This window comes from Candidatus Margulisiibacteriota bacterium, assembly GCA_018822365.1.
Lineage (GTDB): Bacteria > Margulisbacteria > WOR-1 > O2-12-FULL-45-9 > XYB2-FULL-48-7 > XYB2-FULL-45-9.
The window spans coordinates 1-20,606 of the sequence record JAHJKL010000085.1 but is presented as its reverse complement, the minus strand read 5'-3'; the positions used below and the strand labels follow the sequence as shown (position 1 = coordinate 20,606).

The 20,606-nt window shown below is 51.2% G+C and carries 20 protein-coding genes; 17 read left to right on the top strand and 3 right to left on the bottom strand.

What is annotated here, in order from left to right; genetic code table 11:
- Nucleotides 1-2: 2 nt before the first annotated feature.
- Nucleotides 3-995, bottom strand: a complete 993-nt coding sequence (locus KKF06_08385; GenBank protein MBU1617770.1) for a ketoacyl-ACP synthase III — start codon at nucleotides 993-995, stop codon at nucleotides 3-5.
- Nucleotides 996-1,005: 10 nt separating this feature from the next.
- The gene (locus KKF06_08380) at nucleotides 1,006-2,517 is read right to left on the bottom strand and encodes a HAMP domain-containing histidine kinase (GenBank protein MBU1617769.1); all 1,512 of its coding nucleotides are present in this window, start codon (nucleotides 2,515-2,517) and stop codon (nucleotides 1,006-1,008) included.
- A gap of 75 nt (nucleotides 2,518-2,592) precedes the next feature.
- On the opposite strand from KKF06_08380, the gene KKF06_08375 reads away from it, so the two are divergent.
- The 7 genes from KKF06_08375 (at nucleotide 2,593) to aroF (ending at nucleotide 10,195) form a co-directional block, all read left to right on the top strand.
- Nucleotides 2,593-3,690 carry a hypothetical protein gene (locus KKF06_08375; protein ID MBU1617768.1) on the top strand — a complete coding sequence of 366 codons (1,098 nt, stop codon included), beginning with the start codon at nucleotides 2,593-2,595 and terminating at the stop codon, nucleotides 3,688-3,690.
- Nucleotides 3,687-4,979: an S-layer homology domain-containing protein gene (locus KKF06_08370; GenBank protein MBU1617767.1), complete on the top strand. Its 1,293-nt coding sequence runs from the start codon at nucleotides 3,687-3,689 to the stop codon at nucleotides 4,977-4,979. Before KKF06_08375 ends, KKF06_08370 begins: the two co-directional genes overlap by 4 nt.
- Nucleotides 4,980-5,088: 109 nt before the next feature.
- Entirely contained in the window at nucleotides 5,089-6,465 is a 1,377-nt protein-coding gene (locus tag KKF06_08365; protein MBU1617766.1) for an S-layer homology domain-containing protein, read from the top strand.
- Nucleotides 6,466-6,471: 6 nt separating this feature from the next.
- Complete coding sequence (locus KKF06_08360) at nucleotides 6,472-7,023, top strand: biotin--[acetyl-CoA-carboxylase] ligase (GenBank protein ID MBU1617765.1); 552 nt, start codon at nucleotides 6,472-6,474, stop codon at nucleotides 7,021-7,023.
- A complete protein-coding gene (locus KKF06_08355) occupies nucleotides 7,013-8,794 on the top strand; it encodes a tetratricopeptide repeat protein (protein ID MBU1617764.1) in 1,782 nt (593 codons plus the stop codon). The genes KKF06_08360 and KKF06_08355 overlap by 11 nt, the downstream gene beginning before the upstream one ends.
- 23 nt (nucleotides 8,795-8,817) lie before the next feature.
- Nucleotides 8,818-9,168, top strand: coding sequence for a chorismate mutase (gene aroH, locus KKF06_08350; GenBank protein MBU1617763.1), 351 nt, complete (start codon nucleotides 8,818-8,820; stop codon nucleotides 9,166-9,168).
- Between the two features lie 7 nt (nucleotides 9,169-9,175).
- The gene (aroF, locus tag KKF06_08345) at nucleotides 9,176-10,195 is read left to right on the top strand and encodes a 3-deoxy-7-phosphoheptulonate synthase (GenBank protein ID MBU1617762.1); all 1,020 of its coding nucleotides are present in this window, start codon (nucleotides 9,176-9,178) and stop codon (nucleotides 10,193-10,195) included.
- Here the strand turns inward: aroF and hflX are convergent.
- A complete protein-coding gene (hflX, locus tag KKF06_08340; GenBank protein ID MBU1617761.1) occupies nucleotides 10,190-11,299 on the bottom strand; it encodes a GTPase HflX in 1,110 nt (369 codons plus the stop codon). The two genes, aroF and hflX, sit on opposite strands and share 6 nt — an antisense overlap.
- A 57-nt stretch (nucleotides 11,300-11,356) precedes the next feature.
- Between hflX and KKF06_08335 the strand changes: the two genes are divergently transcribed.
- From KKF06_08335 to KKF06_08290, 10 genes are all read left to right on the top strand, one after another.
- The gene (locus KKF06_08335; GenBank protein ID MBU1617760.1) at nucleotides 11,357-11,767 is read left to right on the top strand and encodes a response regulator; all 411 of its coding nucleotides are present in this window, start codon (nucleotides 11,357-11,359) and stop codon (nucleotides 11,765-11,767) included.
- Nucleotides 11,768-11,784: 17 nt separating this feature from the next.
- On the top strand, nucleotides 11,785-13,458 hold the full coding sequence (gene tadA, locus KKF06_08330) for a Flp pilus assembly complex ATPase component TadA (GenBank protein MBU1617759.1): 1,674 nt from the start codon (nucleotides 11,785-11,787) through the stop codon (nucleotides 13,456-13,458).
- Nucleotides 13,451-14,677, top strand: coding sequence for a type II secretion system F family protein (locus KKF06_08325; GenBank protein ID MBU1617758.1), 1,227 nt, complete (start codon nucleotides 13,451-13,453; stop codon nucleotides 14,675-14,677). The genes tadA and KKF06_08325 overlap by 8 nt, the downstream gene beginning before the upstream one ends.
- Nucleotides 14,678-14,930: 253 nt before the next feature.
- On the top strand, nucleotides 14,931-15,200 hold the full coding sequence (locus tag KKF06_08320) for a hypothetical protein (protein MBU1617757.1): 270 nt from the start codon (nucleotides 14,931-14,933) through the stop codon (nucleotides 15,198-15,200).
- A gap of 53 nt (nucleotides 15,201-15,253) precedes the next feature.
- Entirely contained in the window at nucleotides 15,254-15,631 is a 378-nt protein-coding gene (locus KKF06_08315) for a type II secretion system GspH family protein (GenBank protein MBU1617756.1), read from the top strand.
- Between the two features lie 88 nt (nucleotides 15,632-15,719).
- A complete protein-coding gene (recJ, locus tag KKF06_08310; GenBank protein ID MBU1617755.1) occupies nucleotides 15,720-17,420 on the top strand; it encodes a single-stranded-DNA-specific exonuclease RecJ in 1,701 nt (566 codons plus the stop codon).
- A gap of 21 nt (nucleotides 17,421-17,441) precedes the next feature.
- Nucleotides 17,442-18,293, top strand: coding sequence for a transporter (locus tag KKF06_08305; GenBank protein MBU1617754.1), 852 nt, complete (start codon nucleotides 17,442-17,444; stop codon nucleotides 18,291-18,293).
- 12 nt (nucleotides 18,294-18,305) lie between these two features.
- Nucleotides 18,306-19,619, top strand: a complete 1,314-nt coding sequence (gene purD, locus KKF06_08300) for a phosphoribosylamine--glycine ligase (GenBank protein MBU1617753.1) — start codon at nucleotides 18,306-18,308, stop codon at nucleotides 19,617-19,619.
- Nucleotides 19,609-20,235, top strand: coding sequence for an RdgB/HAM1 family non-canonical purine NTP pyrophosphatase (rdgB, locus tag KKF06_08295; protein MBU1617752.1), 627 nt, complete (start codon nucleotides 19,609-19,611; stop codon nucleotides 20,233-20,235). Before purD ends, rdgB begins: the two co-directional genes overlap by 11 nt.
- Nucleotides 20,236-20,301: 66 nt before the next feature.
- Nucleotides 20,302-20,606, top strand: a 305-nt coding sequence (locus tag KKF06_08290; protein MBU1617751.1) for a saccharopine dehydrogenase NADP-binding domain-containing protein, incomplete at its 3' end; no start/stop codon positions are given.

Below are 20,606 nucleotides of genomic sequence, written 5' to 3'. Positions count from 1 at the left end.
CCTTAAGTTTGAACAAGGATCCCTCCCCAGGAAAGTCCGGCGCCAAAGCCGGCCAGGATAATTTTCTTGCCGGGGATGAGCCGCTGCTGTTCCGCTGCTTGAGCAAAGGCAATGGCAATGGTCGCCGATCCGGTGTTGCCAAAATCCTGAATATTAATGAAAAAAGATTCCTCGGGCAAGCCGCTTCTTTTTCTGGCCGCTTCTATAATACGGCGGTTGGCCTGGTGGGGGATCACCAGGGAAAGTTCGGACTTGGCGATCTTGGCCAGTCCGACAAGCTTATCGATGACTTCCGGCAGGGCCGCGGTCGCGAATTTATAGATCTTTTTTCCTTGCATGTTGAAGGCAAAGTTGTCTATCTCTTCCGGGGTCAGGCGTGAATGACGCGATCCCCAGGCCCTGATCGAAGCGACGTCGGCCTGTTTGCCGTCAGTTTTAAAATAATGGGAGAGAATTCCTTTACCCTGGCCGCGACTTTTCCCGATGATCGCCGCCCCGGCCCCGTCACCCAGCAGAACAAAACTGTTGGGGTCGTTATAATTGGAACAGCGCGAGCCGAGCTCGGAGCTGATAAGCATGATCTTGTTGAACCCGCCTGAATTGATCAGGTTGGCGGCGACAAAAAAGGCCCAGGGGAAACCGAGGCAGGCGCAGTCAAGGTCGAACGCGCCGGCGTTGATCGCGCCAATCTGCCCCTGGACAATGGCGGATGTCGGGGGAGAGGCAAAGTCCGGTCCCATTGAGGTCAGGATGATCAGGTCGATCTCTTCGGGGCCCAGCCCGGCATTCTTGAGGGCGAGCTCGGCCGCCGGGCGGGCCAGGTCGGAGCAGGCCAGGTCGGGGGTGGCGATATGCCTTTTTTCAACCCCGGTCACCTGTTTGATCCATTCCGGGGAGACGCCGTACTTCAACTCGTAATCATGATTGGTGACGATATTGGGTGGAACATAATAACCTGTTCCAAGGACCTCAACCGGCAGGATCGTGGATGTCATGTTTCCCTTCCTATAAAGAATTGATCGGCAGGGAAAAGGTAAATTTGCTTCCCTTTCCGGGCCCGGCCGATTCAGCTTTAATTTTACCGCCGTGCAGTTCGACCAGTTCCTTGGCGATCGCCAGTCCCATTCCCATTCCGCCGGCTGTTCGGGTAATTGAGCTGTCCGCCTGAAAGAACTTTTCAAATAATTTCCCCAAGTTTTCCTGGCTGATGCCGATCCCGTTGTCGATCACTTCTACCTTCACCTGGGAATCATCAACAAAGGCGTTTACTGTGATCTTTCCACCTTCGGGGGTGAACTTCAGTGCGTTCCCCAGGATGTTAATAAAGAGCCGTTTGATCTTGGTCTCATCGCCGATGATCGTGGGGAGAAAACCGGAGATATCCGCTGCCAGCTCGATCTTCTTTTCGTCGGCCTGCAGTTTTATCGCTTCGATCGTTCTTTCCAGAGTAAGCTTGATTGACATCGGGGCCTTGATTAAAGGGATCGGTTTGCCGATCTCAAGCCGTGAAATATCGAGGATGCTTTCGATCATGGTCTGCAGGTGCTCCCCTTGTCGGGCGACAATATTGACCGTTTTCATCTGTTCGGACGAAAGGGGCCCGATCTTTCCTGCCAGAAGGAGCGAGACGTATCCTTTGATCAGGGTGAGGGGGGTCCGCAGTTCGTGGGAGATCATGGAGAGGAACTCGGTTTTGATCTGGTCGACTTCTCGCAGTTTTTTGATGTCTTCTTTCAGGTCTTTCATCATGTGCAGGATCGCTTTTCGGCTGTTTTCCAGGTCGGCTGTCCTGGCTCTGACCTTGAGTTCCAGCTCGGCTTTTATTTTTTCCAGCGAAGCGGTCCGTTCTTTAACCCTGGACTCCAGATCTTGTTGGGCGCTTTTCAGGTCGCTGGCGATGTTCATCAGCGCCCGCCTGGAGTTTTCCGATTCTGTCTGGGAGAGGGTTGCCTGCTGCAGTCCTTTCTCGATCTGCCGGTTCAGCAGGCTGCCGGCTAAAGCGGTTAAAAAATAAAGAGCGAAATAACTGGACAACCGGTCGACAAAAAAGCCTTGGGCGCGCCAGGGGAGCTGCAGGCCTGAGATCATCGCATGATGCGGCATAACATTGAAATATTGCGCCAGAAAAAGGGCGACCAAGAGCAGGTAGGCAAAGGCAGTGTAAGCGAGGCTTTGATAAAGAGGAAAGATCATGCTGACGACCAAAATAAAGACCGCCGGAAGATAGAGCCAGCCGCTTTCGATCCCCCCGCTGTAATTGATCGCGAGAATGATCAGAAAAATATCAAAGAACACAGGCGCGTACAATCTTTTTCTGGAGAAGTCGGTCTTCCGCTCCAAATAAAACAGGTAGAAGTTTATCGCGGAACTTAAAATAAGCAGCAAGGAAAGGAACAAGAACTCTGCGGCCGACACTCCCCCGATCAATAAGCCGAAGATTAACGCCGGAGAAGAGATCAGGACCAATCCCCATTTAATGGCGATATAAGCTTGAAGCTTTTCAATTTTAATTTTCATGTTTATGAGCTTGCAAGAATTTTACATTGGCCGCGATATTATTACAAGTCGCTATATGTTATAATGCGACCGATCATGAAAAAGAAGGTCCTCTATCTTTTTTCCGATACCGGCGGAGGCCACCGTTCCGCCGTCAACGCCATAATCAAAGCGGTTGAGCAGCTGAAGCCGGGCCGTTTTAACCAGGAAATGGTCGACGCGTTTGCCCAGTGCTCGGGCTTCCTCAATGTTTTTGCCAGGCTCTATGCCCCGGTCATTAAATATTCTCCGGAACTTTGGGGGATGCTGTATTACTGGCTTGACGACCAGAAAAAGCTGGCCCAGCTGGAAAAGATCTCGCGGCCTTTCATTCTAAAAGAACTGACCAAGCTGATCGTGGTCCGCCGGCCGGAGCTGATCGTTTCGGTCCATCCCATGGTCAATCATTTGACCGTTCAGGCGATCCGGGCGAGCGGGCTGAAGATCCCGTTCGTTGTGGTCATTACCGATCCGGTCACTTTGCATCGGGCCTGGATCAAGCCGGAGACCGATCTGGTGATAGTCGGGACAAAAGAGGCGCGCCGGAATGCCATTACCTACGGCATGCCGGAGAACAAAGTTAAAGTGATCGGCATGCCGATAGACCCAAAATTTCTCCTGGCCCAGAAGAATAAACGAACCAAAGAGGACAAGTTTACCATTTTATTAATGGGGGGGGGCGAAGGTGCCGGCAAAATGGGGGAGATCATCAAAGAATTTGACCGGGCCCGCTTTAACGGGCGGCTGATCGCGATCTGCGGGCGCAACAAAAGCCTGGAAGAAGAGCTGAAAAAAAAGTCTGCCAGGTTCAGCTTTGAGCTTGAGGTGATTGGCTTTACCGACCAGGTCCCTGAAGTCATGGGAAGATCGGACCTGATCATTACCAAAGCAGGGCCGGGAACGATCGCTGAAGCCCTGGCAAAAAACCTGCCGATCATCATTACTTCATGGCTGCCGGGGCAGGAAGAAGGGAATGTTGATTATGTCGTCAAGGAAAAGGTTGGCAAAGTCAGCAAGGACCCCAAAAAAGTGGTTGATCTGGTCAATCGGATCAGGACCAACGGCGAATATGAGGCAATGAAAAAAAACATTAAACGGGTCAGCAAACCTGATGCGGCGCTGGGGATCGCGAAAGAGATATTTAAATATTTGTGATGATAAAAAAACTGACAATTATTTTTCTGATGCTCTCCCCGTTCTTGTTGTTGCCCGTCCCTTCTGTTTTTGCTTTTTCTGACGACGGTGATGTTTATCGGCTAAAAGATGTCCCTTATGGGCACTATGCTTATGGCGCGGTTGCCCGGCTGCTTGAGCTTGGAGTGACCAAAGGATTTCCCGACGATACTTATCAGGGGCATAAACCGCTTTCGCGCTACGAGGGGGCGGCCTTTTTAACCAAATTCGAGACCGCCGAAGACAAGCTCCAGGCCGAACATGAAAAGCTTTTGGCCGAGCTCCGCGCCGAGGTGAATTTGCTGAAAATTCCCAAAAAAGAAAACCTCTTTTCTTTTAGAGGGATGATGGACGGTGAGGTCAGATCGGGGCAGGTTGGGGGAGCCTCCAATAGCCAGTTCAGCTACCGCCTGGCTTTGGACCTGGACCAGAAGTTTGATGAAAGTTCCGGACTGAAGATCGGCTTTGATTCGATGGATAGCGGGTTCAACAATGCCCAGCGCGATCTGGTGAGGGAGCTGCTGGCCGTTGAAGGGTGGATAAAATTCAACGGGTCGACCTTGACCGTTAGTTCCGGGCCGGGGGATGTTGTCCATTTAAGTGATCCCCTTTTTCCATCAGAAAATGGAACAGTTTATCGACGGTTGAAAAGAGGGGTTAAACTCGCGACCAGCTACCGCAATACCGCTTTTGGGGTGGAATATCTGGCAAGGAGCAGTGATCCGACCGGTCTGGTCTCAGAAGAAGAGCTCTCTTTTCCGCTTTTGCAAAACTTTCGCGGATTTAAGGTGGGGATTAATCCCAGGTTGTTCGTTAACGGCGAGCGGAAAGCCGCTCATTTTGACCTGACCGTTAGAGCCGCGCCGACCGCCAACCTGCGCTATGAACTGCTTATCGGAGCTGGCCGTCTGACCGATTTTGATCAAGGTTTGTATTTCAAAGGAGAATTGTCTCTCTGGAACAAACTGACCCTGATCGGACAAAAGATCGGCGGCCTGCATCGGGGAGAAGGCTATTATCCGATCTACGATACTTTCAGCCACCCCTTAAGCGACGGGGCGTATGAGCTTGGTTTCCGCTATTGGCATGAATTCAACAATTATTATCTATTATTAGCCGGAGACCAGGTCGGCCCCGGATCCAATCAGATAGCGGAATTGACCCTGGGGAATAAATTATCGGCATATTCCATGCTGGAATTGAAATATCGATTGGCCGGAGGGGTGATTGCGTCTTCGATCGCGCAATTAGGGTTGAAAACAGTCTTTTAAGCGTCTATACTGAAAAATTGGTAATAAGAGCTGGATAAGATAAAGAAATATTAAAATGATCCTGGATTTAACCGCGCAATTAATTGCGCGGTTAATAAGTTAAATAGCTATGTTTAAATTAATAATTAATTTGTTGCTTTTATTTGTTTTAACCGGCGCCGCGCTGGGGCAAACCGATGAGGTTAAGATCAAAGACCTGCCGGCAGACCATTGGGCCTATTCGGCAGTTTACGACCTGATCCGGCTTGGGGTGACCAAAGGCTTTCCAGACGGGACCTACCGCGGTGATCAACCGATCACCCGCTACGAAACCGCGCTTTTTTTGTCGAAAATAGCCGACTCTTTAGAGGGGAAGGATTTTGAAAAGAAATTGGGCGATCTCCGCGATCAGATCGTTGAACTTAAGCGGCGGCCAAAGTCAAATGACGAGATGGAAGTTGCCGGCCAATATGCCAGCAGATGGGAAGCGGGGAATGTCCTGGCGACCAAAGGAGCGAAACCGGGAACCCTGGGTAATTACCGGTTGATGGTGACCGCCTCCCGCGAGTTTAGCGAGGGGGCCGGGATAAAGATCAACCTTGATACGATGGATTATGGTTTCTATGACGACGGGACCGGGGCGGCCGGCCGCGGAAAGCTGGTCCCCGAGCTCATGGATGTTGAATCAAGGATCAAATTGGAGCCTGTCGAAGTCAAGGTGATCCTTGGTCCGGGGCCAAAACGGCACATCGCCGATCCGACCGGCTCCGTTCCGAGCGACATTGGGGTTACTTATCTCCGGCCGGACAGCGGGGTTTTGGCGATCACTCAATTATATGGCGCGGAAATAAAAGGTGGTTTTTACTCCCGTCCCCAGGGAGACTTTTCCGGCAAGGTTAATTCCAGCCTGTTGACCGGCTCCGTCGGTTTCAACCTTAATGTTGTTAAATTGGAGCTGACCGGCGATTATCTCTCGTCAGGATCTTTTTCTGTTGCTGACCGGACGGCCAGGGCCAAGGTCGCGGTTACCGCTCCGTTTGGTGAAAAAGTCACCGCCAGCGGGACGGTCGGGTTCGGCACCGAAAAAAAGAGAATGATGGTCGCGGGGAGCGTCTCTTTGAACGATCCCTGGGATACCGGAACGGTTTTTACCGTTCAGGCGGCCAAGATCGGCGCCGAATACATCAGTCCGGCTTTTGTCGAAGATCGGTTTGATTTTGCCGGCTATGATAATTTCAACCGCCCGCTGGAGAACGGGACGGTTAATTTCGGCGGCAAGCTGGTCCAGCTGGTGGCTGAAAATGCCAGGCTTTTTGGCCGGGGGGACATCAGGGTGGGGAGCGACTTGAAATATACGGGAGACCTGGCCCGTTTCACCGCGGAAGGCGGGATCATCTATTCTCTTTCCCCGAATATCGACCTTGATGCCGCTTACCGGGTCCATCAAGATATGCAGCTTGGCGACGCGTCAGACCTGGCGGCGGTCGGATTGATGTACCGTTTTTAATTGAGCATGATCATCGGCAGAAAGATCGTTCATTATCCGGTGATCGACTCGACCAGCGACGAGGCTCGGCGGCTTGTTATGCGTGGAGAGGGGGAAGGGACGGTAATTATTGCCGACCATCAGACCGGAGGCCGGGGTAAGCCGGGGAGCGGCTGGTTCTCTCCCGAAGGTAATATTTATTTTTCCGCTCTGCTCAAGCCTTATCTCAACCCTCCCAGTCTTGCTCCGATCACCCTTTTTTCGGCACTGGCCGCCCGGGCTGCTCTTTTACAGGCGGCTGATCTGCCGATAGTGATCAAATGGCCGAACGACCTGCTGGTCAATGGCCGGAAAATCGCCGGCATTTTAGTTGAAGGAGTCGCGGGTTGTTTGATCGTCGGCATTGGGATAAATGTAAATATTGGCGAGGAAGACTTTCCCCGGGAATTGCGGGGGGAGGCTTCATCTCTTTTTATGGAAACCGGGATAAAACATGACCTTAAAAAAATATCAGAGCTGTTGATCGCCGAATTGAATAAATATTATTTGGTTTTTTTGGGCAATAAAAATGACAAATAAGCGGCAAAACAAGCCTCGTTTTATCCTGATGCTTGGGGTCCTTGTTCTGCTGATCGGTTTTAGTTATTTTCCTTCGCTTGGCAATCAGTTCGTCGATTGGGACGACGATGTCATGATCTACAATAACCAGACGATCGCTTCTTTTTCCCTGGATAATGCCAGGCAATGGTTTGCCTCTTCGCATTACGGCATGTATCATCCGCTGGTCCAGGCATCATACGCGATCGAATATCAACTGTTTGGGTTGAACCCGTTTGTTTTTCATTTAGATAATCTGCTTTTACATATCGGGAACTCTCTGCTGGTCTTTATCTTTCTTCTGTTGCTGGCCGGCAGCTGGCCCCTGGCTTTTACCGCCGCTCTTCTCTGGGGGGTCCATCCGGTCCATGTCGAGTCTGTCGCCTGGGCGACAGAACGAAAAGATGTTTTGTTCGCGTTTTTTTATCTGGCGGCGCTGATCTGCTATCTCCGTTATTTGCAGGGGAGAGGCGGAGGGTTGTTCAAAGTGCTGCTCGCTTTTTTATTGGCCCTTTTAGCCAAGCCGATGGCCCTTTCTTTGCCGTTCGTCCTTTTATTGATCGATTTTTACCGGGGCAGAAAGCCGGTCGTCAAACTGCTCAAGGAAAAAACCCTGTTCTTTCTGCTGGCCTTAATATTTGGCCTGGTTTCATTGTGGGCCAAGCAGTCGACCGGCGGGTTGGTCGTTCCCGAACCGCCTTTTAGCTATGCCAATATATTTGTCGCTTCGTATAGGGTGATATTTTATTATTTGCCGCGGACCATTTTACCCTTTGGTTTTAACCAGCTTTATCCGCTGGGTTCTTACGTGGTTGAAAGCCTGGTCCCGCTTCCCCCGGTGTTTTTGGCCGCGCCGGCCCTTTTCCTGCTCTTTTTTGGCCTGTTTTTTTACTTTGGCCGAAAACAACGTGAAGTTGTTTTTGGTCTCCTCTTTTTTTTGCTGACGATCGCTCCGGTGATCTTACTCATGGTCCCGGGAATATTTGCCGACCGCTATGCGTACCTTCCTTCGCTGGGGATCTATTTTATTGTCGGCTGGGGTGGGGTTTTACTTTTTGAGCAGTACAAAGAGCGGCGAACCCCATTAATTATTGGCGGGGTGATCTTGGTCGTGTTTCTTGGCGGGTTAACCTGGCAGCGCTGCCAGGTCTGGCGCGACACGATCAGTTTGTATGACGAAGTTTGCCTCTGGTATCCAACCGTTCCCGCCGCCTTCCAACACCGGGCGCAAACTAATATTGACAGGCGGGAGTTCGGCAAGGCGCTCGACGACCTTAACCACGCGATCAAATTGAACCCAAAATTCACGGCTGCTTATAATAGCCGGGGAAATCTTTATTTTTATACCGGGAAGACCGACCTGGCCCTGGCCGATTTTATGGCGGCGGTCAGGATCGCTCCCCGGGATGCGACCTCACATAATAACCTTGGATATCTTTTAACTCAAATGGAGCAGTATCCTGGAGCTTTGCGGCATTTGAACGAAGCGCTGCGGCTCGACCCGCGGAGCGCCGAAGCATTCCACAACCGGGGGAATTATTGGCTCGCTATCCGGGATTACCGGCCGGCGATCAACGATTATACCGCGGCGCTCAAGCTCAAGCCAACGCTGGCTTTGACCTATTTCAACCGGAGCGTTGCCCGCTATAACCTGGGAGAGTACCGCCTGGCCTATGAGGATGCGCTCGCGGCCCAGCGCCTGGGTTTCCGCTTAAATCCAAATGATCTTCGTCTGCTACTGGAAAAGACCTGAAGTATTTGATAAAATTAATCATTATGGCTGTACGAGGCATCCGCGGCGCGACGACGGTGGAGAACAATTCCCGGGAAGAGATCTTAACGGCGACCAAAGAATTGCTTAGAGAATTAGTTGCCGCCAACTCCCTGAAGATCGAAGAGATCGCTTCGATCCTTTTTACTCTGACATCCGATCTGAACGCGGAATTCCCCGCGGTCGCGGCCCGGGAGATCGGCTGGCAGGATACTCCGCTGATCTGCGCCAAAGAGATCGAGGTCCCCGGAAGTCTTCCTAAATGTGTCCGGGTCCTGATGCAGGTGAACTCCTCTAAAGAGCAGAAAGAGATCAAGCATGTCTACCTAAAGAAAGCGGGTAACCTCAGGAGGTAAGTAATCAATGATCATTATAATGAATAAAGATGCGACTGAGGAACAGGTCAACGCGGTCGCGGAAAAACTCAAGAACAAAGGCTTTGGGATCCATCTATCCAAGGGGATCGAGCGGACGGTTATTGGGGCGATCGGTGATAAAGCGACCATTCAACTGGAGACTCTCCAGCTGTTGCCGGGAGTGTCCGAGATCGTCCCGATCCGCAAACCGTACAAGCTGGTCAGCCGGGAGTTTCAGGCGGAGGATACGATCGTAAAGATCGGTGACAAATTAAAGATCGGTGCCGGGGAAAAGATCGCGATCATGGCCGGGCCATGTTCGGTTGAAGGGAAAGAAGCGATCATGGAAGTGGCCGAAGCGGTCAAGCAGGGGGGAGGGACCATTTTGCGCGGAGGCGCTTTTAAGCCGCGAACCTCTCCATACAGTTTCCAGGGAATGGGGGAAGAGGGATTGAAGCTGCTGGCGGAAGCCAGGAAGAAGACCGGGCTGCCAGTTGTGACCGAAGCCCTTGATACCAGAGATGTTGAGCTGGTGGCCCGTTATGCCGATATTGTCCAGATCGGGGCGCGTAATATGCAAAACTTTAGTTTGCTCAAAGAAGTCGGAAAAGCGGGAAAACCGGTCTTGCTGAAACGGGGGGCCGGCTCAACCATTGAAGAACTGCTGATGTCGGCTGAATACGTCATGTCCGAAGGGAACCGTCAGGTAATGCTGTGTGAAAGAGGGATCCGGACCCTGGAAACTTACACCAGAAACACCCTTGACCTGGCAGCTGTTCCAGTTATTAAAAAGCTAAGCCATTTGCCGGTGGTCGTTGACCCGAGCCACGGGACCGGTAAGCGTGATCTGGTCGGGCCGATGGCTAAAGCGGCGATCGCCGCCGGCGCCGATGGGTTGATCATTGAGGTCCACCCCCATCCGAACGAAGCCTTGTCTGACGGGCCGCAGTCCCTCACCCCTGAAATGTTCAACGCTCTGATGCCGGAATTGAGGGCGGTAGCGCAAGCGGTTAACCGGATTTTATAGCTGGGAGTCGAGTTTTTTGATCAGCTGATCAAGCCCGGTCTTCTTACTGGCCGAGATCATGACGGACGGCGCGAATTTTTGCAATAGATCATTGCTGATCGGTTTTGCCAACTTATCTTCTTTGTTGAAAACTGTCAAGATCGGTTTTGTGTTGCTATTTAACTCTTTCAGTACCTGGTAGACAGCGCTGATCTGTTTCTCTAAATATGGACTGGATGAATCAACAACATGAATAAGGACATCCGCTTCGCTTACTTCTTCCAGGGTTGCCTGAAAAGCGGTGACGAGTGAGTGGGGGAGTTTTTGGATAAAACCGACCGTGTCGGTCAGCAGCACGATCCGGCCGGACGGAAGGTACAGCCTGCGGGTAGTAGGGTCGAGAGTGGCAAAAAGCTTGTCTTCGGTCAAAACGTCAGACCTGGTCAGCGTATTGAGCAAGGTCGATTTTCCGGAATTGGTGTAGCCGACCAAGGCAATGGTCGGCAGCAGGCTGCCGCGTCTTTTTTCTCTGTTGCGCTGCCGCCCTTCCCGTAATTTTACGATCAATTTTTTCAATTCAGAGACCTTGGAGCGGATCTCGCGCCGGTCGTATTCCAGCTTGGTTTCGCCCGGCCCCCTGGTCCCGATCCCTCCTCCGAGCCGAGACATTGCTTCTCCCTGGCCGGTCAAATGGCTCAACCGAAAGATCGCTTGAGCCAGCTCGACCTGGAGCTTTCCTTCCCGGCTTTTCGCGTGTTGGGCAAAAATATCAAGGATCAACTCGGTCCGGTCAATGACCTTGACCCCGAGAGCCTCGGCCAGATGATTTTGCTGGGCGGGGGAGAGTTCGTGGTCGAAGATCACTACATTGGCGCCGGAGCCAGAAACAGCCGCCGTCAGCTCCTCCAGTTTGCCGGTCCCGATAAAGAATTTGGGGTCGACCTTCGCTCTTTTTTGAATTAGAGAGCCGACGAGCTGTACTCCGGCGGTCCTGGCTAATTCTCCAAGTTCGTTCATGCTGATCTCAAGCGGGACCGGCTCGTTCGGGAATTCTACCCCAACCAGGAAAGCGTTTTCCTGTCCCGGTAAAATAAATTCATTTGGGTTGTTAAATGGTTTTTTCAAGGTTCCTCATATTTTACTATTCCCTATTTTAGCATATATGTTATAATCAGCGCAGTCATGGCGGATGATAATTTAAGTTTAAAGATGAAAGCCCTGGTTGTCGACGATGAGCCGGATGTCCGCTCATTGATCGAGGTCTTGCTTGCTTCTTCCGGTTATTCGGTCATTACCGCGTCAGACGGCCAGCAGGCCCTTGAAAAGGCCAGGGTCGAGCATCCAGATATTATTCTGCTTGACGTCATGCTTCCAAAGCTTGACGGTTATAAGGTCGCCAGGATGCTGAAGTTTGACGAAAACTTCAAGCATATCCCGATAATCATGTTGACCGCCAAGGTTACCGACCGGGACAAAGAAATGGGGATAGAAACCGGGGCGGATATTTATTTAACCAAGCCGTTTGAAGCGGAAAATTTATTGGCGGCGATGGAAAGGGCCCTGCAGAAGTACCAGAAAAATCATGACCACTAGGGGTTAGGAACCATAAAATGGTCGACAAAAGCAAATCACTGCGAGAGAGCCTGGTAAAAAGCGGTCTGCTGACCGAAGCGCAGATCCAGGAAGCTGTAGAAGACGCCCGCCGCAACGGCGAAACCTTGATCATGACCATCCTCAAGAGCAGCCTGGTCGCCGAGGAATTGATCGCTTCTTTTTTAGAAAAAGAAATGGAGTTCCCCAAGGTAGATCTTGCCTCCTACCTGGTTGACCAGAAAGCGGTCGATCTTTTGCCGATCACTCTTGCCAAGAAATATCATGTTATCCCTCTTTTTAAGGTCGGGGATGTTTTGACCGTAGCGATGATCGATCCGTTCGATGTTGTCGCTTTGGACGAGGTCCGGTCAAAAACAAAATGCGATGTTGAACCGATGGTCTCGACCCCCAGGGAGATCGATGCCGCCATTGCCCAGTATTATGGCGTCGCCGGCTCCGTTGATGATCTGATCAAGGGGATCTATCCCGGAGCAGAACAATCGTCTATTCTGCCAAAAGCGATCAAAGACGAGGAAGGGCCGATCTCAAAGCTTGTCAACCTGCTTATTTTTCGGGGGATCGCGGAAAAGGCCTCGGATATTCATATTGATCCAACCGAGAGGAATGTCAGGGTCCGCTACCGTATCGACGGTCTTTTACATGACGTATCATCGGCCCCGGCTTACCTGCAGTCGCTGATCATTACCAGGATCAAGGTCATGGGGAAGATGGACATCGCCGAATCCCGCGTCCCCCAGGATGGCCGCTTTGAACTGAAAATGGAGACCAAAGCGGTCGATGTCCGTGTTTCATCTTATCCGACTATTTACGGCGAGGCGATCGTTATGAGATTGCTGGACAAAAGCAAGGTTTTATACGCTTTGGAGGACCTGGGTTTTTCTGCCCGCATGCTTGAGCAGTATAAAGTACTGGTCGATCGACCTTACGGGATCGTTCTGGTGACCGGGCCGACCGGTTCCGGTAAAACGACCACTCTATACTCCACATTGAACAACATTATTACCGCGGAAAAGAACATCATGACGATCGAAGACCCGGTTGAATACGAACTGCCGGGGACCAGGCAGTCACAGGTTAATGTCAAAGCGGGAATGGATTTTTCCCGCGCCCTTCCTTCGATCCTGAGGCAGGACCCGGATGTTATTTTAGTCGGCGAGATCCGGGATCTTGATACGGCAAAGATCGCGATCCAGGCGGCGTTGACCGGCCATCTTGTTTTTTCGACCCTTCATACCAACGACGCGGCCGGCGCCCTTAATCGCTTGACCGATATGGGGATCGAGCCGTTCCTGGTCTCTTCGGCAGTTGCCGGGGTCATTGCCCAGCGGCTGGTCAGGTTGATCTGTGTTCATTGCAAGACCCCTTTTGTTCCGGCGCCGGAAGTTATCCAAAAGCTTGGCCTGAAAGCTGACTCCGATCTTTCTTTTTACCATGGCAAGGGATGTAAGTCGTGCCACACTACCGGTTATGAAGGGCGTTTCGGCATTTACGAGATCTTGACCATGAACGACAAGATCAAAGACCTTGTTATTGCCAAAGCAGCTACCCACGAGATGAAAAAAGCGGCGATCGAAGGGGGGATGAGAACCTTGCGCGATGACGGAATGGAAAAAGCGATCGCCGGTAAAACCACGGTTGACGAGGTCTTGAGGGTAACCCAGCTTGATTGATTATAGATATAGCGCGCGCGACCATTTAGGGGTCCAGGTTGCGGGGCAGATCTCGGCCGAGAACGAGAAACAAGCGGCCCGGCTGCTTGAAGGCCAGGGGCTGACGCCGATCAGTATTATTGACCCCCATGCCGTTGATCTTGGCGCTCAAATAGAAACGTTGTTCTCCTCTTTTCAGAAGATCAGGACCGATGACATGATCGCCCTGACCAGGCAGCTTGCCTCGGTTATTGATGCCGGCATTCCTTTGCTCGAAGGGTTGGAGGCGGTGTCAGAACAGATCGTCCGGCCCAAGCTCAAGCTGGCGCTGCAGCGGGTCCGCAAGCAAATTGAGGGGGGAGACACATTTTCCGAAGCACTGGCCAGGGATAAAGGCGTTTTTTCCCCGTTAATGATCAACATGGTCAGAGCTGGAGAGAGGGCCGGTATTTTGCCAGATGTGCTTGACCGGATCTCCAATCTCTTGGAAAAAGACGCTGAAACGCTGGACAAGATCAAGGCGGCAACCCGCTATCCGTTGATCGTGCTCATAACGTTATCGGTCGCCTTTGTCGTGATCAACGTGGGGATCATTCCTAAGTTTGCCGATTTTTTCGCTTCTTTTAAGCTTGAGCTTCCCTGGGCAACCAAGTTATTGGTGTTATCAAACAAGTTTATTATGGCGTACTGGCCTTTTGTAATGATCGGCGTGATCCTCGCGTCGTTTGGCTTTAACCGGATTTTAGCGACCGAAAAAGGGCGGTATCAATGGGATAAGCTCATGCTGACCGTTCCGGTTTTTGGTCCGCTGTTCATTAAAATATATCTTTCACGCTTTGCCCGGACATTTTCGGCGATGCTGGCGGCGGGAGTCCCGATCCTTGAGGGTTTGGCGATCGTGGCTGCGACGGTCGGCAATGTTGTTATTACAAAAGTGATCATGGAAGTTCGGGATCAGGTAAATCAGGGGAAGAGCCTGACCGAACCGATGAAGAACAGCCATCTTTTTCCGCCGATCGTCACCTCAATGATCGCGATCGGGGAAAAATCAGGGACCCTGGAAAAGATGCTGAACAAAATGGCCGATTATTTTGACCGCGAAGTTAATTATACGATCACGAATCTGACCCCCTTGCTGGAGCCGATCCTGATCTTCGGGCTGGCCGGTTTATTGCTGATCTTCGCGCTGGGGATATTTTTGCCGATGTGGGATATCGTCAGGATCACGAAGTCATTCTAGGACAAAATAGTATATTGACAAAACCTTTTGGGAGAATATAATTACCGCACCAGCGATCAGGAATGAGTTTCAGGAATATTGCGTTTTAGGAGGGAAATGAAAGGTCTGGCTACTTGGAGTAAGTATTATCGGTTTAGTGTTTGGTATTTTGTTGTTGTGGAATGGTTGGTTTTTAAAATTGATCGAACAGCTTGATCGACCGGTAGTAAATTTGGATGAAAAAGCTATTCAATATAGGATCATATGCGGTTTATTGTTGCTGATCTTAGCGATAGTTTTGCTTGCTGAAGCGGTTATTTACCCTGATTTAATTTTCTTTTATGTCCCCGGGGTTTTTCTACTCTTTATTTGTTTCCTTATGATCTTCCTGCCAGGGACCCTGACTCGTCTTTGCCAAATTCTTGATACGGTGGTCATGCCGGTCGATGGCATTGTTCTGGGGATGCGGAAACTGGTAGGGGCCTTGCTTATTATTGCGGCCGGATATATATTTTATTTGGTCTATTCCTCCGGTGCAAGATAGGATTAGGGCGCTGAGCCTTAAAAAAATATAGAAACAAGGGGGTGAATATTATAATGAGAAAAGGTTTTACACTTATCGAATTAATCATGGTGATTGTTATCCTTGGTATTTTAGCGGCGACAGCACTGCCAAGGTTTGTCAATTTGTCCGATCAAGCTAAGCTTGCGGCTTCTCGCGGTTCACTTGGCGCGATCCGCGCGGCGGTGGCCATTAAGTATGCCGAGAACGCGGCTAATGATGTTTCCCCTCTTCTCCCGTCCACCATTGAAGCCGGCATGTTTGCCGATGGTCAGGTTCCAACCGAGCCGATATCTGGCAGCCGGGCGGTTGAAGTTGGGACAGGCGAGCCGACCACAGCGGGAACTGGATGGAAATACGACTCATCAAATGGTCGCGCTTACATTAATAGCACAGACTATTCGCAATATTAATATTTGAATTAGGTAGTATTATAGAGCCCCCTGATCAATCAGGGGGCTCTTTGCTTTTTAACGGGGAATTAAGTTATACTCCAAAATCATGAAACAATGGATCTTTAATACGATCGATGAAACGAAAAGAGATGCTTTGGCCGCGCGGCTTGGCATAAGTAAGCTGCTTGGTTCTTTGCTTTTGGTCCGAGGGGAAACTGATCCAACGGGCGCGGCTGCTTTTTTAGCTCCAAAAATATCTTTTTTGCGGGACCCGTTCGAGATCCCCAACTTAAAAGAGGGGGCCCAGCGGCTTATTTTGGCCAAACAAAGAGGAGAAAAAGTCGCGGTTTTTGGCGACTATGATGTTGACGGAGTGACCGGGACCGCGATCGTTTCTCAAGCCCTGAAAACACTTGGCATTCCGTCCGCTTATTATATTCCTCACCGGTATGGTGAAGGGTATGGTTTATCGGTCGAGGCGCTAAGGAAGCTGGCGGCCGATGGGACCAGGCTGGTCATTACCGTCGATTGCGGCATTTCCAACATCCATGAGGTTGCGGCCGCTAAGGAGCTGGGGATGGCTGTGGTAGTGACCGACCATCATAACCTTCCCGCGGAGCTTCCAGGGGCGGACGCGGTCGTCAATCCCAAAATGCTTTCCCAGGGGCACCCGTCAAGAGAATTGGCCGGCGCCGGTGTCGCCTTTAAATTTGCCTGGGGATTGCTTAGAACGGCCGGGCTGAAGGATAGTGTGTTTTTGACCTCTCTGCTTGATCTGGCCGCTTTGGGCACATTGGCTGATGTTGTCCCTTTGACCGGTGAGAACAGAATTCTGTCCGCTACCGGGCTGAACATTTTAAATAAGCGCCAGCGTTTAGGGATAAAAGAGTTGGCCGAAGCGGCCGGTTTAAAAGGAGTGATCGGTGCCGATCAGGTTTACTTTGGCCTGGCTCCGCGGCTCAACGCGGCCGGGCGACTGGAGCATGCCGGAAGATCGGTCGACCTGCTGTTGACCGACGACCCCGGGGATGCCGGCAGGTTGGCGAAGGAAATTGACCAGATCAATTCCAGGCGGAAGGAGACCGGTTCGCGGATCAAGGAAGAAGTTTTCTCCCGCTTATCGGCTGGACAAAAGGGGAAAGCGATCGTTATGTCCGGCGCGGACTGGAGCCCAGGGGTTATTGGGATTGTCGCGTCGCAGGTAGCCGAAACCTGTAACCGGCCGGCAGTTTTGATCGGGGTAAGCGACGGATTTGGCCGGGGATCGGCCAGGTCGATCGGCAAGCTGAACATTTTTAATTATTTAGCGGAATGCCGCGACCTGTTCATTGATTTTGGGGGGCATCCCGGCGCGGCCGGCTTCAAAATAGCGGAGGAAAATATCCCGCTTTTTGAGCGGCGGTTTATTGAAGAAACTGACCGGGGAATAACGGATGAGGAGCTGGTCCCGGCTTTGTCGATCGATGCGGAAGTTTCGATCAACGAGCTTTCTCTGGCCATGGTTAAAGAGGTTGCCAGGCTTGCCCCTTTTGGCGCGGGGAATCCAGTCCCGGTCTTGATGATGAGAGACCTGGCGGTTTCAAGTTTTCGGACGCTGGGAGGAGAGGGCCAGCATCTTAAGATTAAATTTAATCGCGGTGGGGCCGAGATCGAGGCGATCGGCTTTGGCCTGGGGAAGCTGGCCGAACTGCTTGACTATTCCAGGCGCTACGACCTTGCTTTTAACCTGGAGAGCAACGAGTGGAACGGTTTTGAAACGGCCCAGCTTCGCATTGTCGACCTGAAAGAGTCGGCGGGCGTGATATAATTACCGCAAGGAGAGTGCAAGATGAAAAACATATTCACGGTTTTGGTAGCGGTCCTGTTATTCCAGGGGGTAACTTTAGCCAATACGATCCTGGTCGAGGAGAATAATTTTCCGGTCCGGAACCATTTTGGTTATTACGGCATTTATCAGGCCTCGTTTTATACCCGCGGTTACGACGCCAGCGGCGCGGTTGTCGATAACTCCGGCGGGTATGACTCCCAGCTGAACCAGGAATTTTATTTCGGTCTTTTTGACGACCAGGTTTTGCGGGTCGTTGCTCCTTATTATCTGACCCCGGGGGCCGGCACAAACAACCAGATCGCGACCAACAGCGGTCTTTTTAATTTTGGCGTAAAATATCAATATCTTGTCTTCAAGGAAAAAGACGAGCGTCCCTCGTTTTCCTTTATTGCTTCAGCCAAATCCCCATCGCAAAATTACCAGACCGGCCAGGGGGTGGGGTATTCCCAGGTTGGGGTGATGGGGGTGCTGGAAAAGCAGGAAGGGGCCCTGACCACCCACTTTAACCTTGGCTTTGTTTACACCTCCCCTTATAATGATTCTTCCAGCGGAACATTGCTGACAGTTGATCCGGGAGACCAGCTTCAGGTCAACCTGGCGGCGGAATATCCAATCAATCGGAAGTTCAATCTTTCTTATGAGCTGCTGGCCGAATATGCCGGCGCCGATGTTGTTAATGGGACGCAGGCGGGGGGGTCGGAGAAAACGATAATTTCCAATCTGATCGGAGTGACCTGTTTGATCGACGGAAATTCTTATTGTTTCGGCGGCTTGCAGGTCCCGGTCTATGTCAAGCAGAACAATGGTTTGTCTGCGGTCATTCCGTTGATGGGCATTTATTTGGAATTTTAAGGAGCAAGTTTTATGAAGGTTTTGGTTATTGGTTCCGGGGGCCGGGAGCACGCGCTGGTCTGGAAGATCGCGCAAAGCCCGTTGATTGAGAAGATCTACTGTGCTCCTGGTAATCCCGGGACTGCTCAATTCGCTGAAAATATTCATCTGGCGGTTGAAGATATCGCTGGCTTAAAGAAGTTTGCCCTGGAGAAAAAGATCGGGCTGACCGTGGTCGGTCCGGAAGTGCCGCTGGTCGCCGGGATTGCCGACGAGTTTGCCGCGGCCGGCTTGAAAGTGTTTGGACCGGGCAGGTTGGGAGCGCAAATCGAAGGGAGCAAGGTTTTCTCCAAGAATTTCATGACGAAATACGACATCCCGACCGCCCAATCCGGGACTTTCCGCCGTTTGGAAGAAGCGATCGCCTACGTCAAAGAAATGGGGGCGCCGATAGTTGTCAAAGCCGATGGTTTAGCTGCCGGCAAAGGAGTTGTTGTTTGCCGGACGGAAACAGAAGCGATCGACGCAGTAAAACTAATCATGGAGAAGAAAGAGTTTGGCGCGGCCGGCGACCAGGTGGTCATTGAGGAGTTTCTTGACGGAGAAGAAGCCTCAATTCTGGCGTTGACCGATGGAAAGTCGATCATTCCATTAGCTTCAGCTCAAGACCACAAGCGGGTTTTTGACGGAGATCAGGGACCGAACACCGGCGGGATGGGAGCTTATTCGCCGGCGCCGATCGTCACCGATCATTTGATGTCGGAGATCGACGTGACGGTCCTCAAACCGTTTGTTGACGGGATGCGGCAGGAAGGGATCGATTATAAAGGAGTTATTTACGCCGGGATCATGGTCACGAAAAATGGGCCCAAGGTACTGGAGTTTAACGCCCGTTTTGGCGATCCGGAGACCCAGCCGATCTTAATGCGGATGAAGTCAGATTTGGTCTCAATTTTGGAAGCAGTTGTTGACGGCAAGTTGGATGATCGACTTATTGAGTGGGACGATAAAGCGGCGGTCTGTGTGGTCCTGGCGGCGGGGGGGTATCCCGGCAAATACGAAAAGGGAGTCGAGATAAAAGGGCTTGATCGGATCGGCCAACTGGACAATGTGGTGGTCTTTCACGCGGGGACGGGGTACGGGACACGGGGTACGGGATACGGCGATACGGGACACGGGAGTGGATCAATTATTACAAATGGTGGGAGAGTGCTGGGCGTGACCGCTTTAGGCGACGGGATCAAGTTAGCGATCAAGAAGGCGTATCAAGCGGTTGATCTGATCAACTTTAAAGGGATGCATTACCGGAAAGATATTGGGAAAAAAGCGCTGAAGTATGAACGGTAGACGCCCTCACCCCCAACCCCTCCCTGCCTGCCGGCAGGCACGGTCCCAGAGGGAGAGGGGCAAAAAAATTATTGTCGCGACGACTAACCAGCATAAACTGCGCGAGATTGGGGAAATTCTGGGGATACGGGTTACGGGAAAAGAGATACGGGTGAAGGAAAACGGGAAGACCTTTGAAGCGAACGCGATCAAGAAAGTTAAAGCGATCAAGCTTAAACCAGGGGAGATTGCGATTGCCGATGATTCCGGGCTGATGGTCAATTGCTTGAACGGTAAACCTGGGGTCAAATCGGCCCGTTTTGCCACGCCGCCGACCCCGGAAAACCTTTGCCGCAAGCTCCTTAAGGTAATGCGTGACAGCAGGGCGAGGGGGGCAAAGTTTGTTTGTGCGATTGCGGTTGCCTTTCCTGACGGCCGGATCAGAGTGATCAAAGGGATCGTTCACGGCCGGATCGTTGCGGAAATGAGAGGCGTGGAAGGTTTTGGCTACGACCCGGTTTTTCGCCCCTGCGGATATAATAAAACCTTCGCGGAAATGTCACCAGCCATGAAAAACCGCTTGTCTCATCGCGGTTTAGCTTTGAAGAAATTAAAAGCATTATTTTCTTCTATGTAACCGCGATGTTTAATTGCGGTTATTAGCACGTAAAATTTATTGCCAAAGCAAATTACTTTTGTTACAATGAAAAAAATCCAGGAGGAAATGATGAAAAAACAAGTAAAATTTAAAGGTAATATCCTGATCATCGGTTGCGGTTCAGTCTCCCAGTGCGCGATCCCGATTGTCCTGCAATTGATCGATGTTCCACCTAAAAATATCACTATTATGGATTTTGTCGACAACAAAAAGCGAGTAAAGGACTCGCTTAAAAAAGGGGTTAAATACGTTATCGACCGGGTAACCAAGGAAAACTACAAGAAACTCCTGGCCAAATATGTTGGTCCAGGTGATCTGATCATCGACTTGGCCTGGAACATTGATTGCCG

Bases quoted from the DNA above. Each gene is read 5' to 3' on its own strand.
- KKF06_08385 (MBU1617770.1), bottom strand. From the start codon at position 995: ATGACATCCACGATCCTGCCGGTTGAGGTCCTTGGAACAGGTTATTAT.
- KKF06_08380 (MBU1617769.1), bottom strand. From the start codon at position 2,517: ATGAAAATTAAAATTGAAAAGCTTCAAGCTTATATCGCCATTAAATGG.
- KKF06_08375 (MBU1617768.1), top strand. From the start codon at position 2,593: ATGAAAAAGAAGGTCCTCTATCTTTTTTCCGATACCGGCGGAGGCCAC.
- KKF06_08365 (MBU1617766.1), top strand. From the start codon at position 5,089: ATGTTTAAATTAATAATTAATTTGTTGCTTTTATTTGTTTTAACCGGC.
- KKF06_08360 (MBU1617765.1), top strand. From the start codon at position 6,472: ATGATCATCGGCAGAAAGATCGTTCATTATCCGGTGATCGACTCGACC.
- KKF06_08355 (MBU1617764.1), top strand. From the start codon at position 7,013: ATGACAAATAAGCGGCAAAACAAGCCTCGTTTTATCCTGATGCTTGGG.
- aroH (MBU1617763.1), top strand. From the start codon at position 8,818: ATGGCTGTACGAGGCATCCGCGGCGCGACGACGGTGGAGAACAATTCC.
- aroF (MBU1617762.1), top strand. From the start codon at position 9,176: ATGATCATTATAATGAATAAAGATGCGACTGAGGAACAGGTCAACGCG.
- KKF06_08335 (MBU1617760.1), top strand. From the start codon at position 11,357: ATGGCGGATGATAATTTAAGTTTAAAGATGAAAGCCCTGGTTGTCGAC.
- tadA (MBU1617759.1), top strand. From the start codon at position 11,785: ATGGTCGACAAAAGCAAATCACTGCGAGAGAGCCTGGTAAAAAGCGGT.
- KKF06_08315 (MBU1617756.1), top strand. From the start codon at position 15,254: ATGAGAAAAGGTTTTACACTTATCGAATTAATCATGGTGATTGTTATC.
- recJ (MBU1617755.1), top strand. From the start codon at position 15,720: ATGAAACAATGGATCTTTAATACGATCGATGAAACGAAAAGAGATGCT.
- KKF06_08305 (MBU1617754.1), top strand. From the start codon at position 17,442: ATGAAAAACATATTCACGGTTTTGGTAGCGGTCCTGTTATTCCAGGGG.
- purD (MBU1617753.1), top strand. From the start codon at position 18,306: ATGAAGGTTTTGGTTATTGGTTCCGGGGGCCGGGAGCACGCGCTGGTC.
- rdgB (MBU1617752.1), top strand. From the start codon at position 19,609: ATGAACGGTAGACGCCCTCACCCCCAACCCCTCCCTGCCTGCCGGCAG.